This is a genomic window from Thalassotalea euphylliae (assembly GCF_042682785.1).
Classification (GTDB): Bacteria; Pseudomonadota; Gammaproteobacteria; order Enterobacterales; family Alteromonadaceae; genus Thalassotalea_F; species Thalassotalea_F euphylliae.
Map to the genome: position 1 here is coordinate 603,703 of NZ_JBHUIB010000001.1, position 21,311 is coordinate 625,013.

Here is a 21,311-nt window from a genome sequence, read left to right on the forward strand (position 1 = left end):
GTTACATTCAAAATTGAGTAGCTACTCATAACACAAGTCTAAGCAAGTTGATCAATCAAGCTTTAAAACGTCTACTTACCACGAGGTGGATTATTACCGCGTCCTTTGCCAGACGGGTTCCCCGTTTTGCTTGGACCATTTTTAAGAAATAACATAGTTAATCTCCGAACAGTTTTGTCCTAAAATTTAAGTGTTAGGACGACACTTATAAAACTAATGCCCCGGGAATATATCCCCCTTTTTCAGCCAACGATGATTTTAATGATTTTAGGTCTGATTGCGGTAGGAAATAAAACTCCCGCAGTTGGTTGTAGATATCAAACAGCTCTGCTCCATGAACATTCTTAATTACATAAGAGTTAGAATAACGGCTTGTAGATTCAAAAATCCTCAAACGATATTCCATCTTTTCATTTAAGTACAAATCAATATAAGCCGAATTAACTAAATTAAATTGCTGAATTTTTCGATATTTGTTCGGCTTTCCATGACGATGTTCAGGAAAGTCTTCACCCGAAAAAATAAAGCCTAAGGGTGATTTGATTTGTCTGGCTTGATTACACCTATCATCAATTGATTCATCAACTAAGCTACCAGTTAATACAACCTCAGAAACTGAAAATTTAGGTTGGTATACAGAGCTCGTAAATAATGAATAATTTGGTTCTAAGTTTTCAATAAGGTAGCCTAGGTTTAATAAACTAGCCTTGTCCTCATCTGACACCCAATGGTTTACGCCTTTGAATTCCAAATCATTAATTGCAAACCTTGGCTCCATATCATTTTCAGACTTAACAAACTTAATAGATTCAACAGCTTCTCTAACCCACGTTAAAAATTCAGGAGATCTAATAAATTCATCAACCCATAATTTTACAGCTTCACTCGGTTCTTCCTTGTCAAAGATACTAGGGAACCTACTCTGACTTGGATACTTATATGGGTAGTAAGGAGCGAGAAGCTTGAAAGTTTTATTCTTAATTTTTTCGTGATTAAACCAAGCAACAAGTTCTTTATTAAAAATATCGTCATGAATAGATTGATACAGTAACTTGAATTGACTAAAGTCCTCTAGAACAATAGCTTCAAGGTAAAGACCTTCACTGACTTTTGGTGCGCCAAACAGATCAATAAGAGTGTTAATGGCTGTAATCCCCAGATTTTGATTTCCTTTCTTGGCTCTTGATAAGCCTGCGGGATCAACATTTATTTCATCAGCTACATCTTTTTGTGTTTTACCTTCAAAATAAGCTTTTGATAACGCATGATTGACTACTAATGCGCAATATTCTTTTGTGGCTTCTTGCATAATCTGCTCCCTTTTTTAAAACTGGAAGTAGCTTATACAACCCGATAAAACATGTCATTGCTATTTTTGCGCAATAACTCACAATAAATTGCAACCAATACATTAACTAAACAGTGTGGCACTAGTGTAGCAATGATCGAACAGCACTATAGCCATGTTGTACCTTCAATGTTTAAAGAAGAACTTTCAGGCGTGAAGTTTGAGAAAAAAGTGAAAAGAGAAAAACCACCGAGTAAAAGGCTACTAGCAACCCTAAAAAAGAGGTTTCAAAGTTGGGAAGCTGAGTTTAAAAAGCGAGGTTGTAATTAACAAATACAACAAAGCTAATAACATTAGTAACTTATTGTTTTATTTATTATATAATCCAAGTTCACTACTCAAATAAGAAAACATACATGGAATTTATAGAAAGTATATATACGGCTATTTCTAACCTAATTACAAAAGATAGTAAGTTTTTATTAACACTAGGCGCACTAGCCTTACTTGTTGCTATATGGTACCGATACAAAAAGATTAAACTAGGAGAGGAAGCAAATAGAATCTCTCAAGCTTCTCATACACATAACTCCCAACCACCAGAACCGAGTGTAGCTCTCTCAGTCAGTCTACCGAATAAAGTTGCTCTACCATTGAACAACAACTCTTCATTTACGCTAGTCGTTGATTTTAATAATGCTGGTACAGATCCTATAACCTTTGAAAAACTAATAGTTACAGGGGAGTATCAAGACCACACTGGTAAATTTTACGCCCATATGGGGAAACATAATGTTCTGGGTACCTCAAAGCCCGTATTGAAATCAGCGAAAGGTAATAAAAAATCAATTACTCTTGTTTGTGGTTCAACAGCCGAGCCAAGGTTGAAGGTTTGGGCTGAAGCTCATGTGAGAGTCAGCAATGGTGCAATCGCAATTAAAAAGTCGGATGAAGTAACCTTGTGGTTATATTAAATAACACCCTTTTTTCTAACTTAGCGATAACATTACTAGCCATTTAGTTATTTCTGAAAAAGCGATAAACTCTGTACGTAAATTTTAGAGGTGCAAATGAAAAATAATTCAGCAATCGAATTTAAGTTCAGAGCTATAGAAACATTAGTTGATACTGTTGATGAAATTAGGATAAAAGCTAACAGCTTACTAGATGAAGATACACGGGGTCAGAAAGGGCAATTCATGACTCCCGATTCAGCTACCCGCATCCTCTCAGGCATGTTTCGCAATCTAGATGGTGAACTCAACGTTCTAGACGCTGGCGCAGGAGTTGGCTCTTTGACAACTGCTTTGGTAGAGCGCGCATTAAAGGAGTTTCGTCCTACAGCTATTAATGCAAATGCATGGGAGATTGAAGATGTCCTAATTGAAAACTTAAACCATTCATTTGCGCTTTGCCAAGAAGCTAGCGATGAATTTCAAGTAGCTTTTCACTCAGAAGTAAGCCAAGTTGATTTCATTCAAAATGCAGTGGATATTATTAATGCTCGTAAAGCCGGAGAAGAAACGGCCACGTACAATAAAGCTATCTTAAATCCACCATACTTGAAGATAGCCGCTGCTAGTAAAGAACGTAAAAACTTACGTAGCGTTGGTGTAGAAACTGGTAACTTGTACTCTTGCTTTGTGACATTAGCACTAATGCTGCTGGAAGAAGGTGGAGAGCTTGTTGCTATTACCCCACGTAGTTTCTGTAACGGTCCATACTTCAATGATTTCCGTCGCATCCTGCTTGATGGAAACAACCTAAGCAAGCTTCATATATTCGAAAGTCGCAAAAAAGCTTTTAAAGGAGATAAGGTTCTACAAGAAAATGTTATTTTCCATATTGTAAAAGGTGAAACTCAGGGTCAAGTAGAGATTACATCAAGTACATGTGCCGACGACCCCGAACCGATTTTTCGCATTGCTGAGTACAATGAAGTCGTTAATCCGAATAACCCCGACCACTTTATTCATATTGTAACTAACGATGAACAAGCTGCCATTGCTACTCGTATAGGTGGCATGCCATGCTCATTAATTGACCTTGGTATTGAAGCTAGTACAGGTAAAGTTGTTGATTTTCGTACAAAACCGAACCTACGCCATGACCCTGAGGAAGATACAGTTCCACTTATCTACCCAATGCACTTCAACAACTGCATGATTGAATATCCTGTAGAAAGTAAAAAAAAGCCCAATGCGATCGCTTTGAACAATAAAACCATGAAACAAATGGTTCCAAACGGTACTTATATTCTAACTAAGCGTTTGACTTCAAAAGAAGAAACACGGCGTATAGTTGCTGGACTATATACAGCTGATTTAGCTGATGTTGAAGTAGTAGGGTTCGAGAATAAAACAAACTACTTCCATGCTGATGGTCAGCCTCTAGAGATGGATTTTGCTAAAGGTTTATGGGTTTATTTAAATAGCAATATCGTTGACCAATATTTCCGTCAGTTTAACGGTCACACTCAAGTTAACGCTACTGACTTGCGAACATTGCGCTACCCAACTCGTGAGCAGCTAATCACTATGGGTCGACAAGTAGAAACCTTCAACCAAGAACAATTTGATGCACTTGTAGAGGGTTTGTAAGTCATCCGTGAAAAGTAAGTTAGACATCAATGTCTAACTTACTAGCAATCAAGCTGATTTTGTCTCATTGGCCTATTGTTTTATATGAAGGTTTCGTGATGGGTCTTCTTGAATCCACATATAAGTATCGTCAGCAAGGTTTTTTAACTGAGATTGGCGCTCCGCGGCCTTCTTCCATGTTGGATATGTTGTGGTAAACCCAACCCCAGCTTTTTTATTTCGCTCAGCAAATTCAATCAAACTAACTTTCTTATGGTTGTCAACTTCACCATCACTAGTCACTGCTTCAATTACCCATAGATGGTCTGTATCAGGATTCCATAATAAAACATCTGGCATAGCATCACCTAGTTTTAACAATAATCCAGCTTTACTCAATATTACTTTTTGATCTTCAGTAACTCGATCGCCGTCTCCATCATCTATATAAACAACTTCATAGCCTCTTAGAAATCGTTTTGCATAAACCTGATGTGACGCTTTGATTAAAACAGTATGAGCACTTTCAACGCTTTTTTTGGCTTCTTCCGCTTGCTCCGCCTGAAGCTTTAATCGCTCCCTCAAAACATCTTCTTGAATCCAAGATTCAGCCATTTCCTGCCATAAACCATCTTTGGCCTCAAGAATTGAAATAAACTCATCTGATAACCGATATGCAGAGTTAGGAGATTTGGCTTTAGGGTGCCCCGATATAAATAGTGAATCCTTTGAATTAAAGTAAACTTTCTCGATTGCACCTATTTCCCATAGTGGCTTTAACCAGTAATCTCTTCCTTCTCGATCTAGTTTATCTCGGTTACCACGCTGAAGAATACCTACATGGGTACCTATATGTGCCGTAGTAGCACCGTCTCTAAATTGGTAGCCATTTTTAGCTGCTTTATTGAACCAATTCGGCTCAGTACTCATAAGAGCAAATACGCCTTCAATCATATTCTGAGTACATCTATCAATCTTAGTCAGAACATTCTTAATTTTTTCAATTGTGACTCCATTATAGTCACCTGGTAAGATCTCATTACCGTCAGCAATACATTTCTTTCGACGAGCTATTGCATCATCCACTACACCCATAGTACATCCCTAATTAGCTGAATAGTAAGTCATATTAAGGAAGTACCATAAGCAGATCCAGTAATATTAGTATATAGAGTTGGCAGATCAAGCATATGTAGTACAAGTACAGGTGGCACTAAATGACAACAGGCTTCAAATGTATACTTTGAGTACACTTAAAAGTGACAACAATGAGCGGGCATAAGGATGTCACTTTTACGTCTATTTCTCGGTAAAGAATCCATGTAACGTAGATTTCTAAGATCTTAATATTACAGGTGATTTATGACTCAGAAACTAGCTTATATTCGCGTATCAAGCATTGACCAGAATCTTGATAGACAATTGCACGGCATGGATTTCGATAAAACATTTGAAGATAAATGCTCTGGCAAAGATTCAAATCGTAAAGGACTTCAAGAGCTAATTGATTACGCCCGAGAAGGTGACGAGATATATGTTCATGATATATCTCGAATGGCTCGTAATACCGCTGATTTACTCAACCTAGTTACAAGCTTCAATAACAAAGGCATCACACTAAAGTTTATGAAAGAGAATTTAGTGTTTTCTGGTGTAGCTAATCCCATGAACGAATTGATGCTTACATTGCTAGCCGCTGTCTTTCAATTTGAACGTTCTATGATCCTTGAACGCCAACGCGAAGGTATAGAATTAGCCAAACAAAAAGGTAAATTCAAAGGTAAGCAACCGAATAAAAAGCTATACGCTCAAATCCAAGAACTATTCGAGTCTGGCATGAGCAAACGCGCTATAGCTATAGAACTTGGTTGTTCACGCCCTACAGTTTATCGGGCGCTATCCAAATAACTCTTAATCTAAAAATGTTAATCGGGTTTAGGCGTTTTAAATACAAGCTTTTCAGCATAAAGTGGAAAAACCCGAATGTTAACCGCATATTCTTTTGTCAGTTCACTCTTGTCTTTTGGCATTACTGACCTTGCTGAACGCTTATGTACAAATTTCCAAGAGATTGGAGTTAAGGTTATATATCCCCAATCCTGCAAGTTTTTAATGGCTTGCTTTACATCCGAAATTTCATCATTGATATTAAGCTTGGGCAATTCTTCTCGTAAATCAATAACATCTTTTTTAAGATCATCAAAATGAATATCATCTGTTTTATAATAAATCCAACCGTCCTCACCTATTAACCTATTTAATGTGCTTGTATTTTGGTTATGGTCAATTAAATAGCAAAGCCCATATTGAAGTTGTCCAAAACAGTTCAATTCTTCTCTGTAAAAGTATAACGCTAGCTTTATTTCCAAAGCAGATAGGTGTGGATTTTTAATAATATTTAAATTAAATGCTTCAAAATAATCTTTTGAGTTCTTAATTGCATCTAAACTCCTTTCATATGGTGTATTTAATATTTTCTTTCTAGGCCAATATAAAGCATTGTTTTTCTTTTCATGCTTCTTGGCTTTATTGCCATTTGACAACACTCTACTAGCTTTATCATTTTTCGCCTTATCACTCGTATGCGGAACAAGTAATATCGGAAAACCAGATGTACCTATTTTAGGTTTTGATAATTCCATATATAAACAACCACCTTAAAAGACTAATACTAAAAATTCTCTTTGGATTACAAGTAAGATTTTTTTTCAAATCCTAGTTTAGCAAAACTTGCTTGTAGCCCACGTAAAACAGAAGCTTCATTGAAAAATAGACTCAATGCCAGATTATTTTTCTAAATTTTCATATTAAAAATAATTAGATAAAAAGCGTACAGAGCTATAAAAACAAGGCTCCTAGCCTGTCCATAAAAAGTTACTACAACCTATCTACAGCGTCCAAGCCATCGAAAGCATTATATCGACAGCACCGAATTTACGGGCTGAATAAAACTAACCTTTAATAGGAAATCCAAATGGCTAAACGTATTTATAAACAGAATCAAAATAAAACCTCTATCATTTGCTCTGCAATTGCTATGCACCCCAAAGGAAGCCGAAATTATGAGCAAGCATTACATAGTGACTTAGAGGTAGGTCTATTCAACTTCCCACCATTAGTTACTGACAGTTTGAGTAGGTTCGACAAGTCGGTCGTTCCTTTTATTACATCCGCTCCACTAGACGTTGAGACGATTGAAAATGAATTTTCTCGTTATCTACTACAAAACGCTATCGACTTACATAAAATTCTAACACCAGAATTTCAACTATATCTTGCTCAAACCTTCCTAAATTGTGCAAACAATATTGTAGTAATGTCCTCTCACGATATACCTATAATAAATAATGGCATAAGCGGTTCAAGTTTTATGGTCGACTTATTGAAGGTTCCTCTAGAAGAACAAGGCTATACCTTAGTTCACAACTATTTCAACGAAATTGAATTGTATTATAGGGCTACACAAGATTTGGGTACCCCACTATTTTTTCCTAGCACATTATCAACATTCGAGTTTTTGATAGGCGAATGTACATATAAAGCACCAGAGAAGTTTGATAAAGACATCAGAAATGAACGCCAATTGCAAAAACTAATGCTTCAACAAATCTGTGTTACTGCGAAAAAAACTTTAAAGAATTATTCACCAAGAACCTTTAGCAAGTGTGAAAAGTACATTCGTGAAATTGAGAAGTTAATCACCAAGTTAAAGTAATAGAGTCAATTAAATTTCAAAGAGAGCCAGTTCTGGCTCTCAGCATATCCCCTAAAGGTAATCACTATGGCTTATCGAAAAGCGAAGAAATCAAATATAAAAGGTCTTGGATCTATAAAGCCGAAGGCTATTGCTCCAAAAATAGAAGAGAGAAACTTAAGCTGTGAGCGAGAATATGAAAAGCAACTAAGTACTAACTCAGAGTTAATTCCTGACTTTAATCACAATGATATTGATTTAAACTCTAGTATAGAAGAAGGGTTACACGATCTTCTAAACCTTGAAAATAATGCGGATTATTTATCAGAACAACGTTTACTAAATTGGCGTTCCATCATCTGCAACGCAAAACTTTTCTACCGATTGTTAATATACATTTCGATAAGCTATAACCTCCCTGCAACCAAAGGTATGACACAGGCAGAGTACTTTTCAGAGTTTTTTGGTATTGAAGACTACAACGTAAGTAAAACACTTAAATACACTCAACTATTAGTTTATTTGTATCTAGGTGCTTCAAATATCAACGAAGTAAAAGACCTTAATCTGCTAATGTCCATAGGAAGCGAAAATGATCATACATTGCAAAAACTTTTAGATGTTCAAAAGGAGTATGGCAATGAATTTTTGATCACAGTATTCAATAAATGTAAAAAACAAGTTGATACAGTACCTTCTTTGAAAAAAATTACAGGTGCACTTGTTGAAAAATGCTCTAGAGAACATGCATCACGTTTATGTATTGCAGAACTTAGTAGCAAAGGTGCTTTTGATAATTACAATAACGTGGAACTAAATGACTTAGTTTCAAAAGAGAATGAAATAAATGGTGAGGCTAAAGAACGAATTTCTACAGCCAGTAAAGTCATACCAGAATTAACAAACCACATTCGCAAATACAAAAGTACTCTTTCCATGATGACCAAAGTTCAAGTTGAACTAAGTGAAGTTGAAAAGCTACAGGCTGAAATTAAAGCCTTATATAAGCTGACTAAATCTATACGTTCACCTACATAATTTAGCCATAGACAAGGATGTCTCACTTCAATGAATATACCTCTAAAGGAGCAACTATGTCTGCCAACTTATCTGATGCTTATAACATCACAGTCATTGATCATATAAACCAACGTAAGTCTGAGTTAACACTTGATGACGCTATACATAAATTTAATTGTGACCTTTCTAAATTCGATTGTGTAATGCTGAGCCTAGCAGCACACGATACATTAACAGGTCATAAGCAGTACAAACCAGCTAAATCTATGCTGGTTATAACGAATAATGTTGCTAGTACAGCAAAGCCAATCAACTATTCAGATTTCAGTACTCTTAATTGCAAATTTGCAACTCCACAGCTTTGTACCACCCTATTTTTAGATAACTTAGAGCTGACGATGGAGTTAACAAAAAAAGAGGCTAAAAAACTAAAAAATAAGTTATTACGGGCAGCAAACAAGCACAAAAGAATCACCTTTAGAGAGCGTAAAGATACCAGTGCTAAATTCAACTCCCTAGTAAATATAAAAAGTGGTAAAGAAAGTACGTTATCTGTTCTATTAGATCCTTGCTTTAAAAATATTAGTCAGTTGAAAGTTTCCTATAACCCTCAAAAGGCAAACAGTAGAGACTTAACTATACTTGCTACTGTTTTGAAGAGTGTTATAGGCATTGATTATCGACACAGAATACTAGATGCCAATATAACAAGGTTTGATATTGCATTCGACAGTAATGGATACACTGTTGATGATATGCTCTTTACTCTAGAGAAATGCACTTACTTTAAACAATTTCAAAACCTTAGCAACCAAAAAGAAACTACAATAGTTGGAGCAAGCAAGGCCTTAAGACTGATGGCTTATAATAAAACTTTAGAGTCAAAATTGAATAATGAAACGTTTATCAGAACTCGATTTGAGATCTCAGTTAAGCCATACAATATTAAAAAAGTCTCTGGACTAAAGCTTAAGCATATTAATTGTTTAACTGGAATTTTATCAGGCCTATCAGTATTAGATAAAAGTAAAGTTCAATTTGAATTAGGCGAAAACTCTATTTATTGGGATATTATCAATAATTATGGCATATCCGCTTTGAGAAGAACTCTATCGAATACCGAAAGAGTAAAGTTAACTAAAGTACTCAATGATAGTAGATTAAAAATAGATACTGCTTATTTCGATAAAAAAATCATCTCTTTACTAAAAGAGCAACGTGACTTCCTGTTATTTAAACACTTATAACCACTACAGTTAAAGCCTCTCACTTTAGCTATGAAGAATCCTAAAGCAATTAAGTAAATACTGTCTCAAATTGAGACAGTACCTTATCAAAAGTTCATATATCCTCTACCCAAACCAAGTCATCAAGAACCTTGCCTCCAACATCAATTTTCAAATTGTACTCATTATTGAAAAAGTTAAAGTTTGTTCTATGAACTCGCCAAGTAGTTGTATTTATCTCTCCTCCATTTTGGCTATTTGTTTTGAAGGTGAACTTGTCACTCATCACTGAGTTTTTGATTAAAACTGGATTAAAAGTAACACCATTAGCAAGTGTTATTACCTTATTTGAAAAGTCTAACTTTATATGTTCATTAGCCTTTGCGCTATACCAAACCCCCGAGGCATTTTCTGGGGTAAATGTATTCAATGATACTGATATAAACGCAAGATACGAAGTTATCCCTAGAGCTATAATACCCTTAACATGAGATAAAGACTTAACCCATTTATTATCTTTTGGCGCTTCATGATGCAAAGCAAAATAATGAAGCCTATTAAAATAGTGACCCAATGCAATTCTGTACAAAGCTAATATAAGTAAAAACGGATAATTCTTTGCAACCATATCAAACTTCATAAATAGCCAAAGATCTAATAGAGATGTGCAAGTTAAATAAAAGAATGAAACCGCCCATGAACGCTTATACAAAATGTAAAATATGCCAAATAGAAAGGCGTAAATATTAAAGTTCTTTAAATACAACTTAACTTTGCTCATCCAACCTTCAGGCATCTCCCCTGAATCTAGCTGTAATCCGATTCTATACCTTTCAGCCCAGTAAGAGTCATTTTCTCGGGACGCATCACTGCCTTTAACAGAATTCAAATCACCATCTTCAATTTCAATTCGCTTTAACCCTGTGTTTGACGAACCACAATCTAGACAAACATGTTTCTCTTTAACACATGGGGTGCTTTCATCATGCTTAACTGTTTCTTGGCTACTAACACCCTCCGCGAGACTTTCTTCCTTCATAAGGTAAGTGACAATACCAATAGCCCTAAATTTAGATTTCATTTCTTTAGCAACGTCAAGTGTGAGCCCCTTTTTAAGAGCAAATGACTTACCGCTAAATAAAGTGGATATCTTACCTTCAGGAATCTTTAAAAACTTTGCTAATGCAGCTTCTATTTTAGGCCGATTAGCTTCATTGGTGATTTCACCCTTAAATATAATTTTGTACTCAGACACGTTACTTCCTTGAAATATTAAGTATTACTTAGATATTAATTCTAAGTATTCCTTAGTAAAAAACACAAGAGAAAACTTAAGAATAACTTAGATTTAATTTTTCAGAAGAAATGCATGTCTAAGTCAGATAGGTCACCAATAGGACGTAGGATTCGAGAAGCCAGAAAGGCATCGGGGTTTACACAAGAAAAACTAGGCATTGAAGCTGGTATTGATGAAACCGTTGCTAGCGCACGTATGAGCCAGTACGAAAATAATGTACATACTCCTGACTTTCAATTTATTAAAAAACTTTCTGCATTATTGCAAGTGCCGACCGCTTATTTTTACGCAGAAGAAGATGAGTTAGCCGAGTTAATTTCCAAATTCAAACCATCAATTAATCTTGAGTGATAATTTGACTATTACCTTTAGGATTATAGCTACTAGGCTTATCAATACATTGAGCGATTATATTTTGTGGTATGTGAGGTTGTAGTAAGGGTTCAAATTGATCTATTTCGTGAACTTCTGGATTTAACCACCTGTCTATAACGCTAGGCTCTTGTGGCAATATTAGTGGCATAGCTTTACTGTGGATATGCTTGAGCTTTTCATGGGGTGGCAAGGTAATAACCGAACAACTCAATTTAATTTCACCTGTGGTTTTATGGTGCCATTCACGGCATAAACCGCCAAGCAATAGACCTCCTGATTCTGCTACCATATCGTAATAATGAACTGGTTTTTTATTCACAAACTCAGTTTCACCAAAGCCTTTAACCGCCAATAAACAACGTGAACTTCTAAATGCCTGATAACCTGCACTTCTAGGAACATTTAACTTATCAAATCGAGTATTAAATGAAGTGTACCTTGACGGTTTAAATCCATGAATTGTTTCATCCAATAATAACCACCAAGTTGCATTTTCCACTCGGCGTTGAGCACCTATATTTCTAACAACGGAAACCGTATCCGCAGCTTTAACAAAGCGACTATCAATCGGGTTATTAATAATCTTATTAATTTTTAAACTGGTATACAGTTTCTTAACGCCATTATCAAATGTAGCATTAAATCTTCCGCACATATTTAGCCTTCCTTATCATTCACGGTTTAGCTTAACAACGAATTTTAGGAATGTCTCGCCAGTTACTTGTGTACTGAGGACTTAAAAAATGCCGCTTCATTTGCCACACTTCTGATTGCCCTTCAGCACCAAGTTTTAATGTCCCCTGCCCATACCGATGATTAATCCTATCTAGGCAATTCATTAATTCTGGATTCGAATTATCAGGCATAAATAAATCAGGTTGTTGAAATGCCCGACTTTCCAGTTCAATTGCACCAACTCCGCAACGATAAAACCGAACACCTTCTACAAAAATATCTTCCAATACCAAACTAATAGCCTTGGCAATATCACAACTGTTATCAGTGGCAACAGGAAAGTTATACACCATTGCTTGTTTATAGTATTGTCCTTCATCATGTGGTGAACTTGATGCGAAAACCATCAGCTTTTTAACTGTTGATGATTGTTGCCTTGCTTTTTTGCCAACGATGACGCCATGTGCTGACAATGCCGATTTTAGTGTATGAATATCAGTAATACGTTGACCAAAACTTCGGGTTGAAAAGATTTCTTGCTTAGGCTCTTTTACTTCATCCCACGATAAACAGCTTATGCCGTTGAGTTCACTGACGGTTCGCTCTGTCACTACACTAAACTCTTTTCTTATCGCTTTAGGAGGCTGTAAAGATAATTGGTAGGCCGTATTAATTCCCTGCATTGTTAAGCGTTTTGATATTTTTCGCCCGATGCCCCAAACATCATCGACAGCCATTTTCTCTAATATTTCTTTACCGTTTTTAGGGTTATCAATAACAGCAACGCCATTATATCCAGCCAATTTTTTAGCCGCGTGATTAGCCGCCTTTGCTAAAGTAGACGTTATACCAAAGCCAACCCCAACAGGGAGTTTAGCTTCCTTCCAGATAGCCCTTCTGATGTCATGCCCGTATTGATACCAGTCCTTAATTACACCATCGTAGTTTTTAAAATGTAAAAAAGATTCATCAATCGAATAGACATAATGATCATCACTATAACGAGCGATGATATTCATCATCCTCTCACTCAAATCCGCATACAGTTCATAGTTGGAAGAACGAACTACTACACCATGCTTTTGTAAAAACCACTTTAATTTAAAGTAAGGTTCAAACTTAGGAATACCGAGTTTACGGGCAATAGGACAAACCGCACAAATACAGCCGTCATTATTGGTTAGGACAACCACGGGCTTGTTTCTTATACTTGGGTCAAATACCTTTTCCGCACTAGCATAAAAAGAAACGGCATCAACTAATGCATACATGCAGATAATTCAGGCGCCTGGTGATGAAGCCGAATGGAGCGAGTCACCACACCTTCTAATTGAAAATCATCTTCAGGTTTAATGGTGACAGGTGCGTGGACGTTTGAGGCAGATAACAATCTAGCCTGTGGTTTATCAATCAATTTACAAACAAAGCAACCATTAAAATTAGCAACAATCACATCGCCATTTCTGGCGGTTAGTGAACGGTCTACAATGAGTAAATCACCATCAAAGATCCCAATACCTTCCATCGATTGGCCTGAGGCTTGACCAATGAAAGTTGCATTAGGGTGTTTAATCAATAATTGGTCAAGAGATAAACCAAGCTCTTTATATTCTGCCGCAGGACTTTCAAACCCAGAAATACCCGCTTCAACATAGATAGGAATAACCTTCATAAACAAAAACCAAATAACTGTATATAAAAACAGTATAATGGTTTTTTATTTAAGTAGAAAGTTTGTTATGCCTTCATGCCTAAGGTGAATTGGTTTTACATGCTTCATGCACAAATGAATTACCAAGTCCTTGTTCGCTTTCTATTCGTTTGTTTCTCAGGCATTCCCACTCATCAACTGGATCTAATTTATCCCAGTATAAATACATAGTAAGTTCTTCTGATGGTATCTGAGCATTATGCTCTTTAATCATGTGGAAGTAGGTACGAGCAATATCACCTTTAACATTATCTGGTGGCTCTGCTACATCTTTATCAAAATCAATCTCAAAGTCGCACTGACCGTAGGCTCTTTTCTCACCTTCAATGACGGCAAAAGAAAAGTTAGAGCGGTCGCCATTTAACTCGCCTACCGCTGGCGTGAGGTTATTCATATCATCATGGCCTTTCTTAAACGCAGGGTTTAGCTTGTAAGCACAGTCACGACCACTAATAAACTTACCATTAGATTTCTTACATTGAGGATAATTTCTTTTATTCTTCCACTCATCTAAATGACCACCAATCACATGGGCTGGCACAATATGCTCCCACTCAATACGGCTTACTCTGGCATTAGGCTTACCTTTCTTAGTGATTGGATTTCTAGGTTTGTATCCACAGTTTTCAGGGTAAATCATGGTTTCATGTTTATTTCCATCACCGTCTCTATCTTCTATATCATCAAAAACATAATCACAACCACAATAGAAGGTAGTGTGTTTATCAAAATACACGGCCTTTTCAGCTTTAGACTTGGCGTTTGAAAAACTGGTTGGATAATCAGCTAAAGTCGGTGCTGATAACAAAGCCGATAATACAAATAATAAAAAACGGTTCATCACTATATCCTTAGTTTCTAAAGCCTTTCATATGCAGGTATTTCAAAGTAACTTTCATCTCTCGACTTTAAAGCCTCTTTGAATGCTTTCTTTTTACTTTTTCGTTCATTAATACTTTCATCAAACACATGAAGGTGAGCATTCTCCATTATTTTAGCGGATTGCTCTCGGTTAATTACCGATAACAACTCTCCTGCCTGTATAAAACCTTGAATGCGGCTTTTCAATTCAGTATCAGGCTTTCTAGCCAAAACAGATTCAAAATATTGAATGAAGAGGAAGGTTAGTTTGTCCGTAAAAGCTTTACTATCCATCTTATTTAAGTTAATTGGAGGTTATCAATATATCGATGATATTCGTTATTTTAAAGAAAGGCTAGTGGGAATAAGGTTGTCATAAATATTGCAGATTTGGGCAGTTTTTCCTGTTAGTTTGGTATCAAAGCAACCAACTAGGAAAGCTATGAAAACAGCTCATTCTTATGCGAGATATCTAGCTTCAAACATCGCATCACATCTGCTTGAAGTTGAAATATATGACGATGACTTTATTCAAGAATTACCACGAGACATCATCAGTAAAATAACAGGCAAACCATTTAAGAAACTCTACGGAAATTGCCCTAAAAAGAAGCTAAAAAGCCTAATAAGCGCACTAACCATAAAGCAAAATAAACCAATAACCGATTCACCATTAGACGATAATCTAAATCTTCTAGCTACTTCTCTAGAATTACCTAAACACTGCATTCCATTGCTCAGGTTATGCGTATTAACCACGTTAAATGACGGACTTTACAGGCTATTCGACGAACATATTCAACACTGGGTGAGTGATATTGAAATCTTGGTCGCTGAATCACTGAAGATCTCTGTAGATGAGTTACTCGACGCCATCCAATTAGTAGCTAAAACGTCATTATTTAAGCAAAGTGAACCAACATTGTTTTATTTACTCATCATGCCCTATGCGCTTGCGGTGAACTTAATTGAGAAACCAGCAAAAACTTACTCTGATTTCTTAGAAGGTCTATATTACAAGCCAACACCAACGAAACTAAACCTTAATGACTATCCACACCTCGAACTTCAATATGTTAGTGAATATTTAAAACATGCGGTAAAAACCAATGCTGTTGGAGTCAATATATTACTTTATGGTGAAAGCGGTACTGGAAAAACTGAGTTAACAAAAGTACTGAGTAAATATGCCAGAGCTAACTTAGTTGCCGTTAAAGCATCAGGGGGTAATAAGTTTCGCCCAGCTGATGAAATAAATTCGGATAGAAACGTTGCTCACCTTCGCTTGCAACATTACCAGCTCATGCAAAGCTTGTTTAAACCGAACAAGTTTAGCTGTCTGTTACTCGATGAAATCGAAGATGTCTTTGTTGAATACCTTGACGGCACGAGAGTGAGTAAGGACAGAATCAACGCTATTTTAGAGGCCAATACTACCCCTTGTTTCTGGATAACAAACCATATAGAAATATTGCCTGATTCTGTTATTCGCAGAATGAGTTACGTACTCCAAGTAGCTTCACCACCTAGACATATTAAAGCGGAAGTCTTATCAAAACCTCTGGTTGGCTTAAGGCTATCACAAGAGTATAAAAACGAATTAGCCAACATTCCTGATTTGGCACCAGCACATGTGGTTAACGCCAGCAACATTGCTAAGGCACTTCATTTAACAGGCAAGAATGCCGAAGAATGTATCGACCATCATATTGACCAATGCCTATTAGCCTGTGGGCTACAAAAAACAGTAACGAGTTATAAGCCTGAAATGGATTTTGACCCTCGGTTCATTAATTTAAATGGTTCACATACCAAAATTGAACAGATAATTGACACAGTTAACCACTTTACAGGAGTTCGGTGTTTATTACTTGGCTCTGCTGGTACAGGAAAAAGTGCCTTGGTTCATCATATTGCTGATGAGTTAGAGCAAGAACTAATCACCATAAAACCCAGTGATGTACTTTCAAAGTATGCTGGTGAAGCCGAACAAAATATTGCAAAGCTTTTTAAACAAGCAAGTGACAATGACGCGATTATTTTCTTAGATGAAATTGATTCTGTCATGACATCAAGAAGTGAACTGTCACAATCGCATGAGCGCGTCCTAGTGAACGAAATTTTGATTCAATTAGACCGATGTGAGCAGACAGTCTTTGCGGCAACAAACTACGCTCAAAAGCTCGATAGTGCGCTCCAACGCCGCTTTGATTTCAAACTTAATTTTGAATACTTAACAACGAAACAAGTACTCACACTATACGAAGAAAATTTTGGTAAATGTTCCACCACCATTAAAAACAAACTTTCCGAATTAAAGCATCTAACACCGGGGGACTTTGCCATTACTTCAAGGCTAAACCGCATGAGTAAAAAGCCTCTAAGTGATAGTAAAAACCTAGAAATATTAACAGCCGAAAATAATCGTAAATACCAAAGCAAAGCTATCGGCTTTGTCAACTAAAACAACCAAATTTAAACCGAAGCAACTCGCTTCACCCAAAACCTAAACCACTAAAAGGAAACTACCATGAGTATTTTAAAATCTCTGAACCTATCCGCTCGCCCTGAGAAAACTTCAGAAAATCCGATATTGAAACGCAGAGAAAAGCTTTTAGCCAAGTTAGACCAACAACTAGCAATGGCAGAAGCCCATGTTGCTGGCGAAACTTTTACTGCCTACCGTGAAAAGTGGCAGAAAAATCCTGAAACGGGTCAACAGGAAAAAGTGAGGATTCCGAAGAACGTAGCTAAGTGGTTTTTCAAACGTAACAACCAATACTTTTTTGAAGTACGTTATGCAAACAGGGCACTTGAATTAAGTAGAAATAATCATGTCATTGAAGTTGGCGAACAAGGGAACTTAACCACCGTTATTCGTACCGTCATTGATGCGACTGTCGCTGGCGAACTAGATCCATTGTTAGAAAAAGTATCAACAAACCTATCAAAGAAAAAATAAAAAATATGGCTCGAATGTACAAAACTCTTCGAGCCCTCTCCCTAGAAAACTCCCTCCCTAAAAACCTTTGTAGAACATATGGTTGTTCTTTGTTATTTTAGTATCTATATAAATTTATTTATCAATTTCACGTATAAGGGATAGCCGTGAAGAAAATAGATCTCCATCTTCATACTGTTGCTACACCTAGCGACAGCAAGTTCGAGTTTTCAATAGATACGCTTGAAAAATATGTACACAATGCAAGCCTTGATTGCATTGCAATAACAAACCACAACATCTTCGATAAAGCTCAGTATCTTATCATTAAAGATCGCATAGATGCCGTTGTACTTCCCGGTATTGAAGTAGATATAGAAGGTGGTCATATACTAGTAATTTCTGACCAAGACAACGTCGAGAGTTTTGAAAAAAAGTGCGCGTTGGTAAACGCAGATATACCGGATGCGAAGTCAGAAATTACTTTTGAAAGATTTCACGAAATATTTGGTGATCTGAGTCAATACATCCTAATCCCGCATATAGATAAATCCCCATCTCTTGGTAAACCAACTCTTGAAAAATTCAAAGATTACATTGATTGTGGTGAAGTACAAAGTGTTAAAAAATTCCTATACGCACTAAATAAAGGTAGCCAATACCCTCCAGTATTATTCAGCGATATGAGAGCTAAAATAGGATTAGAAAAGTTTCCAATTAGACAAACTTACATTGATACAGGTGATTTAACCTTTGCTTCACTGAAGCAATGCTTGAGAAATAGAGATAAATTATTTCTAACTGAAACCGAAGGGAATAGCTTCTTTACTGTTCTTAGTAATGGACTAGAAATATCAACTGGGCTTAACGTAATATTAGGTCAGCGTTCATCAGGAAAGTCCTTCACATTAGATCGGATCGTTGAGTCTTCAGAATATGAGGAAATTAAATATATTCAACAATTTGAATTATTGGAAAAAAGTGAATCTGAAGACGAAGGGAAATTTGAAGAACGTATTAAAACCAGACGTAAATCATACATAGAACAATACCTTAAGGAATTTAAAACAGTTCTTGAAGATGTTGAAGATGTTGATCTTGAGTACTCTGAGAAAACAGTAGAACAATACTTAGACACACTTAAAAACTTTGCTTTTAACAAGAATCGTCATGACACATATTCATCAACAGCTTTATTTAGTGAACAGCCATACAAACCAACCAATTTAAAAACTCTACAAAACTTAATCAGCTCTACTCAAGATTTGCTGGATAACAAATCCTATAAACATTTAATTGAAAAGAATATTTCTCGAGTGGCTCTAATTAACTTACTAAAAGATTTAGTTCAGGAGTATCGAACAGAACTGCTAGTAAACAAGCAAAAGCTACTTGTTAATAGCATAGTAAAAGATATACAGGCTCAATTAAATGTTCAGTCAGCTACTACTCCTATTTCAGATACCGATTTGTATCAAGTCGCATTAGATAAAATGAAAGTTAAAAAATTCGAATCTATTGCTGCTGGGCTTAAACATCAGCATGATGAAACCATTGAGACATATTATGGGTTTAGTGTCGTAGCTAGAAAGTCTAAATTTAAAGGTGCTGGTGAACTAAAAGCAACAAGTAAAACAAAATATTCCTTTTCAGAGCTGTATAAGCTTTATGATCAACCGTACAAATACCTTAAGCACTTGCGCGCAATGGAGGTAATAGCATCAACAGAGTTTTATAAATTCTTTTGTAATATACGTTATGAAGTACTCAATGCTGACGGCTTCAAGGTGTCGGGCGGCGAAAGGTCAGAGTTTAGATTACTTCAAAACATAAAAGATGCACACAAGTATGACATTTTGCTAATCGATGAGCCCGAATCTTCATTTGATAACGTTTTTTTGTTGACGAAAGTAAACAAACTTATCAAAGATCTATCAAAAAATATGCCTGTAATAGTAGTAACCCATAACAGCACAGTTGGAGCTTCAATAAACCCAGATTACTTACTTTATACGAAAAAAGATATTGTGGATGGTCAGGTGTCTTACGATATATATTTTGGTCATCCTAATGACAGAGACTTAAAGAGTTTAGACGGAAAGTCACATCCTAACTACAGTGTACAAATAAATTGCCTTGAAGCAGGCGCAGCACCTTATGAGGAAAGAGGAAAATCTTATGAAGTACTTAAAAATTGAAAATGCTCAGGCGAAATTTTCGATTAACGGTGATGATTGGATATCAATAGACCAAATCAATAAAGAAAACTTACTTAAGCTAGTTGATATGGCTTTACTTGAAGACTTTCAAATGGATAACCCTGATGAAGGTAAAATAGGTAACGATGCGCATAAAATAATTTATCAAAATATTTATGAAAAGCTTTCACAACTTACTTCTGAGAGAAAGAATTTTAAAGATGAAAGTGAATCAACTTACAAAGACGCAATAGAGAAATACACAGTAACAGACTAATAAAAAGCCCCATCCAATTAAGGACAGGGCTTTCATATCAATGGTACCGGAGGACGGACTTGAACCGTCACGCTCGCAAAAGCAACGGATTTTGAATCCGTCGTGTCTACCAATTCCACCACTCCGGCAAAGAGGTGTAGAAGCGTTTAAGCTTGCAAAGAAGTTAACATTCGTTTCTAAAAATCAACTTCTTTGTAAGCTAAACCAACCTTAAAACTAGGTTAGCCATTTTGCAAACATCCAAAAAACTTTGCAAATCTTTGCAAGGTTCAAAATTAAATTTATCTAATAACCATCAATCACTTAGCTTTAGACATTTTAAATTTTGAATCCCCTATGTCTACCAATTCCATCACACTGGCACAATATAAACTGTGTTTTCTCAAGATTTTTGCTGTCCATGCAAAGGATTTTGAATCCGTCGTGTCTACCAATTCCACCACTCCGGCAACACAGTGACGCTAAATCATTGACTTAGCGGAATGGCATTATACGTAATCATAACCCCTTTACAATACTTTTATGTCAATTTGGCGTTAACTGGCTAAGAAAGCATCATAAGGGTTGTTCTGGCTTATGATAACCTGACAGTTTTGATAAACAGCAACGCTCCAAGGTATACTCGCACCACTTTGCAATTGTGGCTTTATTTATCAATATGACAGACAGCGAATCAACTTTTCCCCGTGCTGGATTTAGACGCAGATTTGGTTCTTGGATATATGATGTGTTAATCGGCATTGCTGTATATATGGTAGCGGGTGCGATTGGATTCGCATTGTTTGCATTGGCTGCAAATGTTGGCCTAATAGATACCGCAGGTTATGACCATTTGATAGATGTAAAAGAAAGCTCTATTTTTTACCGCATTTTGGTTGATGGCTGGAGTATCGCTTGGACCGCCTATTTCTTTGTCTACTTTTGGGCGAGAAGTGGACAAACTGTCGGAATGAAAGCTTGGCGTTTACGTGTGCAAAATCAAGATGGAACCTTAATAAGCAAAAAAACTGGGCTAAAACGTATCCTGCCGACATTGCTAGGGCTAGGGAATTTACTGGTTATTTTTGACCGTAAAAATAAACTTAGCTTACAGGACAGACTAACCAAAACCGAAGTGGTTGTACTGTCTATGGAGGCCAGCCAAAAAGGACTGGAGAAAGGCCTTTAAC

Annotated in this window: 21 protein-coding genes and 1 tRNA gene; 12 read left to right on the top strand and 10 right to left on the bottom strand. The window is 36.4% G+C overall.

Features of this window, described 5'->3' with window-relative positions; translation table 11 throughout:
* Positions 1–205 precede the first annotated feature (205 nt).
* Positions 206–1,309 carry a hypothetical protein gene (locus ACFSJY_RS02720; protein ID WP_386030848.1) on the bottom strand — a complete coding sequence of 368 codons (1,104 nt, stop codon included), beginning with the start codon at positions 1,307–1,309 and terminating at the stop codon, positions 206–208.
* A 395-nt stretch (positions 1,310–1,704) separates the two neighbouring features.
* On the opposite strand from ACFSJY_RS02720, the gene ACFSJY_RS02725 reads away from it, so the two are divergent.
* Together ACFSJY_RS02725 and ACFSJY_RS02730 are read left to right on the top strand one after the other, a co-directional pair.
* The gene (locus tag ACFSJY_RS02725) at positions 1,705–2,262 is read left to right on the top strand and encodes a hypothetical protein (RefSeq protein ID WP_386030851.1); all 558 of its coding nucleotides are present in this window, start codon (positions 1,705–1,707) and stop codon (positions 2,260–2,262) included.
* A 96-nt stretch (positions 2,263–2,358) separates the two neighbouring features.
* The gene (locus ACFSJY_RS02730; protein WP_386030853.1) at positions 2,359–3,888 is read left to right on the top strand and encodes an Eco57I restriction-modification methylase domain-containing protein; all 1,530 of its coding nucleotides are present in this window, start codon (positions 2,359–2,361) and stop codon (positions 3,886–3,888) included.
* 72 nt (positions 3,889–3,960) lie between these two features.
* Here the strand turns inward: ACFSJY_RS02730 and ACFSJY_RS02735 are convergent, their stop codons facing one another.
* Complete coding sequence (locus tag ACFSJY_RS02735) at positions 3,961–4,962, bottom strand: BsuBI/PstI family type II restriction endonuclease (RefSeq protein WP_386030855.1); 1,002 nt, start codon at positions 4,960–4,962, stop codon at positions 3,961–3,963.
* A 267-nt stretch (positions 4,963–5,229) separates the two neighbouring features.
* Between ACFSJY_RS02735 and ACFSJY_RS02740 the strand changes: the two genes are divergently transcribed.
* A complete protein-coding gene (locus tag ACFSJY_RS02740) occupies positions 5,230–5,775 on the top strand; it encodes a recombinase family protein (protein WP_386030857.1) in 546 nt (181 codons plus the stop codon).
* 17 nt (positions 5,776–5,792) lie between these two features.
* Here the strand turns inward: ACFSJY_RS02740 and ACFSJY_RS02745 are convergent, their stop codons facing one another.
* Positions 5,793–6,509 (bottom strand): hypothetical protein, encoded by a 717-nt coding sequence (locus tag ACFSJY_RS02745; protein ID WP_386030859.1) that lies wholly within the window; start codon positions 6,507–6,509, stop codon positions 5,793–5,795.
* A 332-nt stretch (positions 6,510–6,841) separates the two neighbouring features.
* Between ACFSJY_RS02745 and ACFSJY_RS02750 the strand changes: the two genes are divergently transcribed.
* The 3 genes from ACFSJY_RS02750 (at position 6,842) to ACFSJY_RS02760 (ending at position 9,828) form a co-directional block, all read left to right on the top strand.
* Positions 6,842–7,582: a hypothetical protein gene (locus ACFSJY_RS02750; protein WP_386030861.1), complete on the top strand. Its 741-nt coding sequence runs from the start codon at positions 6,842–6,844 to the stop codon at positions 7,580–7,582.
* Between the two features lie 66 nt (positions 7,583–7,648).
* Positions 7,649–8,599, top strand: a complete 951-nt coding sequence (locus ACFSJY_RS02755; protein ID WP_386030863.1) for a hypothetical protein — start codon at positions 7,649–7,651, stop codon at positions 8,597–8,599.
* Between the two features lie 56 nt (positions 8,600–8,655).
* Positions 8,656–9,828, top strand: coding sequence for a hypothetical protein (locus ACFSJY_RS02760; protein WP_386030865.1), 1,173 nt, complete (start codon positions 8,656–8,658; stop codon positions 9,826–9,828).
* 94 nt (positions 9,829–9,922) lie between these two features.
* Here the strand turns inward: ACFSJY_RS02760 and ACFSJY_RS02765 are convergent, their stop codons facing one another.
* Positions 9,923–11,062: a DUF2628 domain-containing protein gene (locus tag ACFSJY_RS02765; RefSeq protein WP_386030868.1), complete on the bottom strand. Its 1,140-nt coding sequence runs from the start codon at positions 11,060–11,062 to the stop codon at positions 9,923–9,925.
* A gap of 114 nt (positions 11,063–11,176) precedes the next feature.
* On the opposite strand from ACFSJY_RS02765, the gene ACFSJY_RS02770 reads away from it, so the two are divergent.
* Complete coding sequence (locus ACFSJY_RS02770; protein ID WP_386030870.1) at positions 11,177–11,455, top strand: helix-turn-helix domain-containing protein; 279 nt, start codon at positions 11,177–11,179, stop codon at positions 11,453–11,455.
* Here ACFSJY_RS02770 and ACFSJY_RS02775 read toward each other — a convergent pair.
* The 5 genes from ACFSJY_RS02775 to ACFSJY_RS02795 form a co-directional block, all read right to left on the bottom strand.
* Complete coding sequence (locus tag ACFSJY_RS02775; protein ID WP_386030872.1) at positions 11,442–12,134, bottom strand: SOS response-associated peptidase family protein; 693 nt, start codon at positions 12,132–12,134, stop codon at positions 11,442–11,444. The two genes, ACFSJY_RS02770 and ACFSJY_RS02775, sit on opposite strands and share 14 nt — an antisense overlap.
* A gap of 31 nt (positions 12,135–12,165) precedes the next feature.
* Positions 12,166–13,425, bottom strand: a complete 1,260-nt coding sequence (locus tag ACFSJY_RS02780; RefSeq protein WP_386030874.1) for a Y-family DNA polymerase — start codon at positions 13,423–13,425, stop codon at positions 12,166–12,168.
* Positions 13,413–13,826 (bottom strand): LexA family protein, encoded by a 414-nt coding sequence (locus tag ACFSJY_RS02785; RefSeq protein ID WP_386030877.1) that lies wholly within the window; start codon positions 13,824–13,826, stop codon positions 13,413–13,415. Before ACFSJY_RS02785 ends, ACFSJY_RS02780 begins: the two co-directional genes overlap by 13 nt.
* 79 nt (positions 13,827–13,905) lie before the next feature.
* Entirely contained in the window at positions 13,906–14,706 is an 801-nt protein-coding gene (locus ACFSJY_RS02790; RefSeq protein ID WP_386030879.1) for an endonuclease, read from the bottom strand.
* A gap of 17 nt (positions 14,707–14,723) precedes the next feature.
* Entirely contained in the window at positions 14,724–15,020 is a 297-nt protein-coding gene (locus tag ACFSJY_RS02795; protein ID WP_386030881.1) for a hypothetical protein, read from the bottom strand.
* A gap of 148 nt (positions 15,021–15,168) precedes the next feature.
* Between ACFSJY_RS02795 and ACFSJY_RS02800 the strand changes: the two genes are divergently transcribed.
* From ACFSJY_RS02800 to ACFSJY_RS02815, 4 genes are all read left to right on the top strand, one after another.
* Positions 15,169–17,190 carry an AAA family ATPase gene (locus tag ACFSJY_RS02800; protein WP_386030883.1) on the top strand — a complete coding sequence of 674 codons (2,022 nt, stop codon included), beginning with the start codon at positions 15,169–15,171 and terminating at the stop codon, positions 17,188–17,190.
* A 66-nt stretch (positions 17,191–17,256) separates the two neighbouring features.
* The gene (locus ACFSJY_RS02805) at positions 17,257–17,688 is read left to right on the top strand and encodes a DUF6641 family protein (protein WP_386030885.1); all 432 of its coding nucleotides are present in this window, start codon (positions 17,257–17,259) and stop codon (positions 17,686–17,688) included.
* 146 nt (positions 17,689–17,834) lie between these two features.
* A complete protein-coding gene (locus ACFSJY_RS02810; RefSeq protein ID WP_386030887.1) occupies positions 17,835–19,865 on the top strand; it encodes a histidinol phosphatase in 2,031 nt (676 codons plus the stop codon).
* Positions 19,846–20,142: a hypothetical protein gene (locus ACFSJY_RS02815; protein WP_386030889.1), complete on the top strand. Its 297-nt coding sequence runs from the start codon at positions 19,846–19,848 to the stop codon at positions 20,140–20,142. The genes ACFSJY_RS02810 and ACFSJY_RS02815 overlap by 20 nt, the downstream gene beginning before the upstream one ends.
* A 41-nt stretch (positions 20,143–20,183) precedes the next feature.
* Here ACFSJY_RS02815 and ACFSJY_RS02820 read toward each other — a convergent pair.
* Positions 20,184–20,270 (bottom strand) — tRNA-Leu (locus tag ACFSJY_RS02820).
* Between the two features lie 530 nt (positions 20,271–20,800).
* On the opposite strand from ACFSJY_RS02820, the gene ACFSJY_RS02825 reads away from it, so the two are divergent.
* Complete coding sequence (locus ACFSJY_RS02825; RefSeq protein WP_386030891.1) at positions 20,801–21,310, top strand: RDD family protein; 510 nt, start codon at positions 20,801–20,803, stop codon at positions 21,308–21,310.
* Position 21,311: the final 1 nt, after the last annotated feature.

Bases quoted from the DNA above. Each gene is read 5' to 3' on its own strand.
- ACFSJY_RS02720 (WP_386030848.1), bottom strand. From the start codon at position 1,309: ATGCAAGAAGCCACAAAAGAATATTGCGCATTAGTAGTCAATCATGCG.
- ACFSJY_RS02725 (WP_386030851.1), top strand. From the start codon at position 1,705: ATGGAATTTATAGAAAGTATATATACGGCTATTTCTAACCTAATTACA.
- ACFSJY_RS02730 (WP_386030853.1), top strand. From the start codon at position 2,359: ATGAAAAATAATTCAGCAATCGAATTTAAGTTCAGAGCTATAGAAACA.
- ACFSJY_RS02735 (WP_386030855.1), bottom strand. From the start codon at position 4,962: ATGGGTGTAGTGGATGATGCAATAGCTCGTCGAAAGAAATGTATTGCT.
- ACFSJY_RS02740 (WP_386030857.1), top strand. From the start codon at position 5,230: ATGACTCAGAAACTAGCTTATATTCGCGTATCAAGCATTGACCAGAAT.
- ACFSJY_RS02745 (WP_386030859.1), bottom strand. From the start codon at position 6,509: ATGGAATTATCAAAACCTAAAATAGGTACATCTGGTTTTCCGATATTA.
- ACFSJY_RS02750 (WP_386030861.1), top strand. From the start codon at position 6,842: ATGGCTAAACGTATTTATAAACAGAATCAAAATAAAACCTCTATCATT.
- ACFSJY_RS02755 (WP_386030863.1), top strand. From the start codon at position 7,649: ATGGCTTATCGAAAAGCGAAGAAATCAAATATAAAAGGTCTTGGATCT.
- ACFSJY_RS02760 (WP_386030865.1), top strand. From the start codon at position 8,656: ATGTCTGCCAACTTATCTGATGCTTATAACATCACAGTCATTGATCAT.
- ACFSJY_RS02770 (WP_386030870.1), top strand. From the start codon at position 11,177: ATGTCTAAGTCAGATAGGTCACCAATAGGACGTAGGATTCGAGAAGCC.
- ACFSJY_RS02775 (WP_386030872.1), bottom strand. From the start codon at position 12,134: ATGTGCGGAAGATTTAATGCTACATTTGATAATGGCGTTAAGAAACTG.
- ACFSJY_RS02780 (WP_386030874.1), bottom strand. From the start codon at position 13,425: ATGTATGCATTAGTTGATGCCGTTTCTTTTTATGCTAGTGCGGAAAAG.
- ACFSJY_RS02785 (WP_386030877.1), bottom strand. From the start codon at position 13,826: ATGAAGGTTATTCCTATCTATGTTGAAGCGGGTATTTCTGGGTTTGAA.
- ACFSJY_RS02790 (WP_386030879.1), bottom strand. From the start codon at position 14,706: ATGAACCGTTTTTTATTATTTGTATTATCGGCTTTGTTATCAGCACCG.
- ACFSJY_RS02795 (WP_386030881.1), bottom strand. From the start codon at position 15,020: ATGGATAGTAAAGCTTTTACGGACAAACTAACCTTCCTCTTCATTCAA.
- ACFSJY_RS02800 (WP_386030883.1), top strand. From the start codon at position 15,169: ATGAAAACAGCTCATTCTTATGCGAGATATCTAGCTTCAAACATCGCA.
- ACFSJY_RS02805 (WP_386030885.1), top strand. From the start codon at position 17,257: ATGAGTATTTTAAAATCTCTGAACCTATCCGCTCGCCCTGAGAAAACT.
- ACFSJY_RS02815 (WP_386030889.1), top strand. From the start codon at position 19,846: ATGAAGTACTTAAAAATTGAAAATGCTCAGGCGAAATTTTCGATTAAC.
- ACFSJY_RS02825 (WP_386030891.1), top strand. From the start codon at position 20,801: ATGACAGACAGCGAATCAACTTTTCCCCGTGCTGGATTTAGACGCAGA.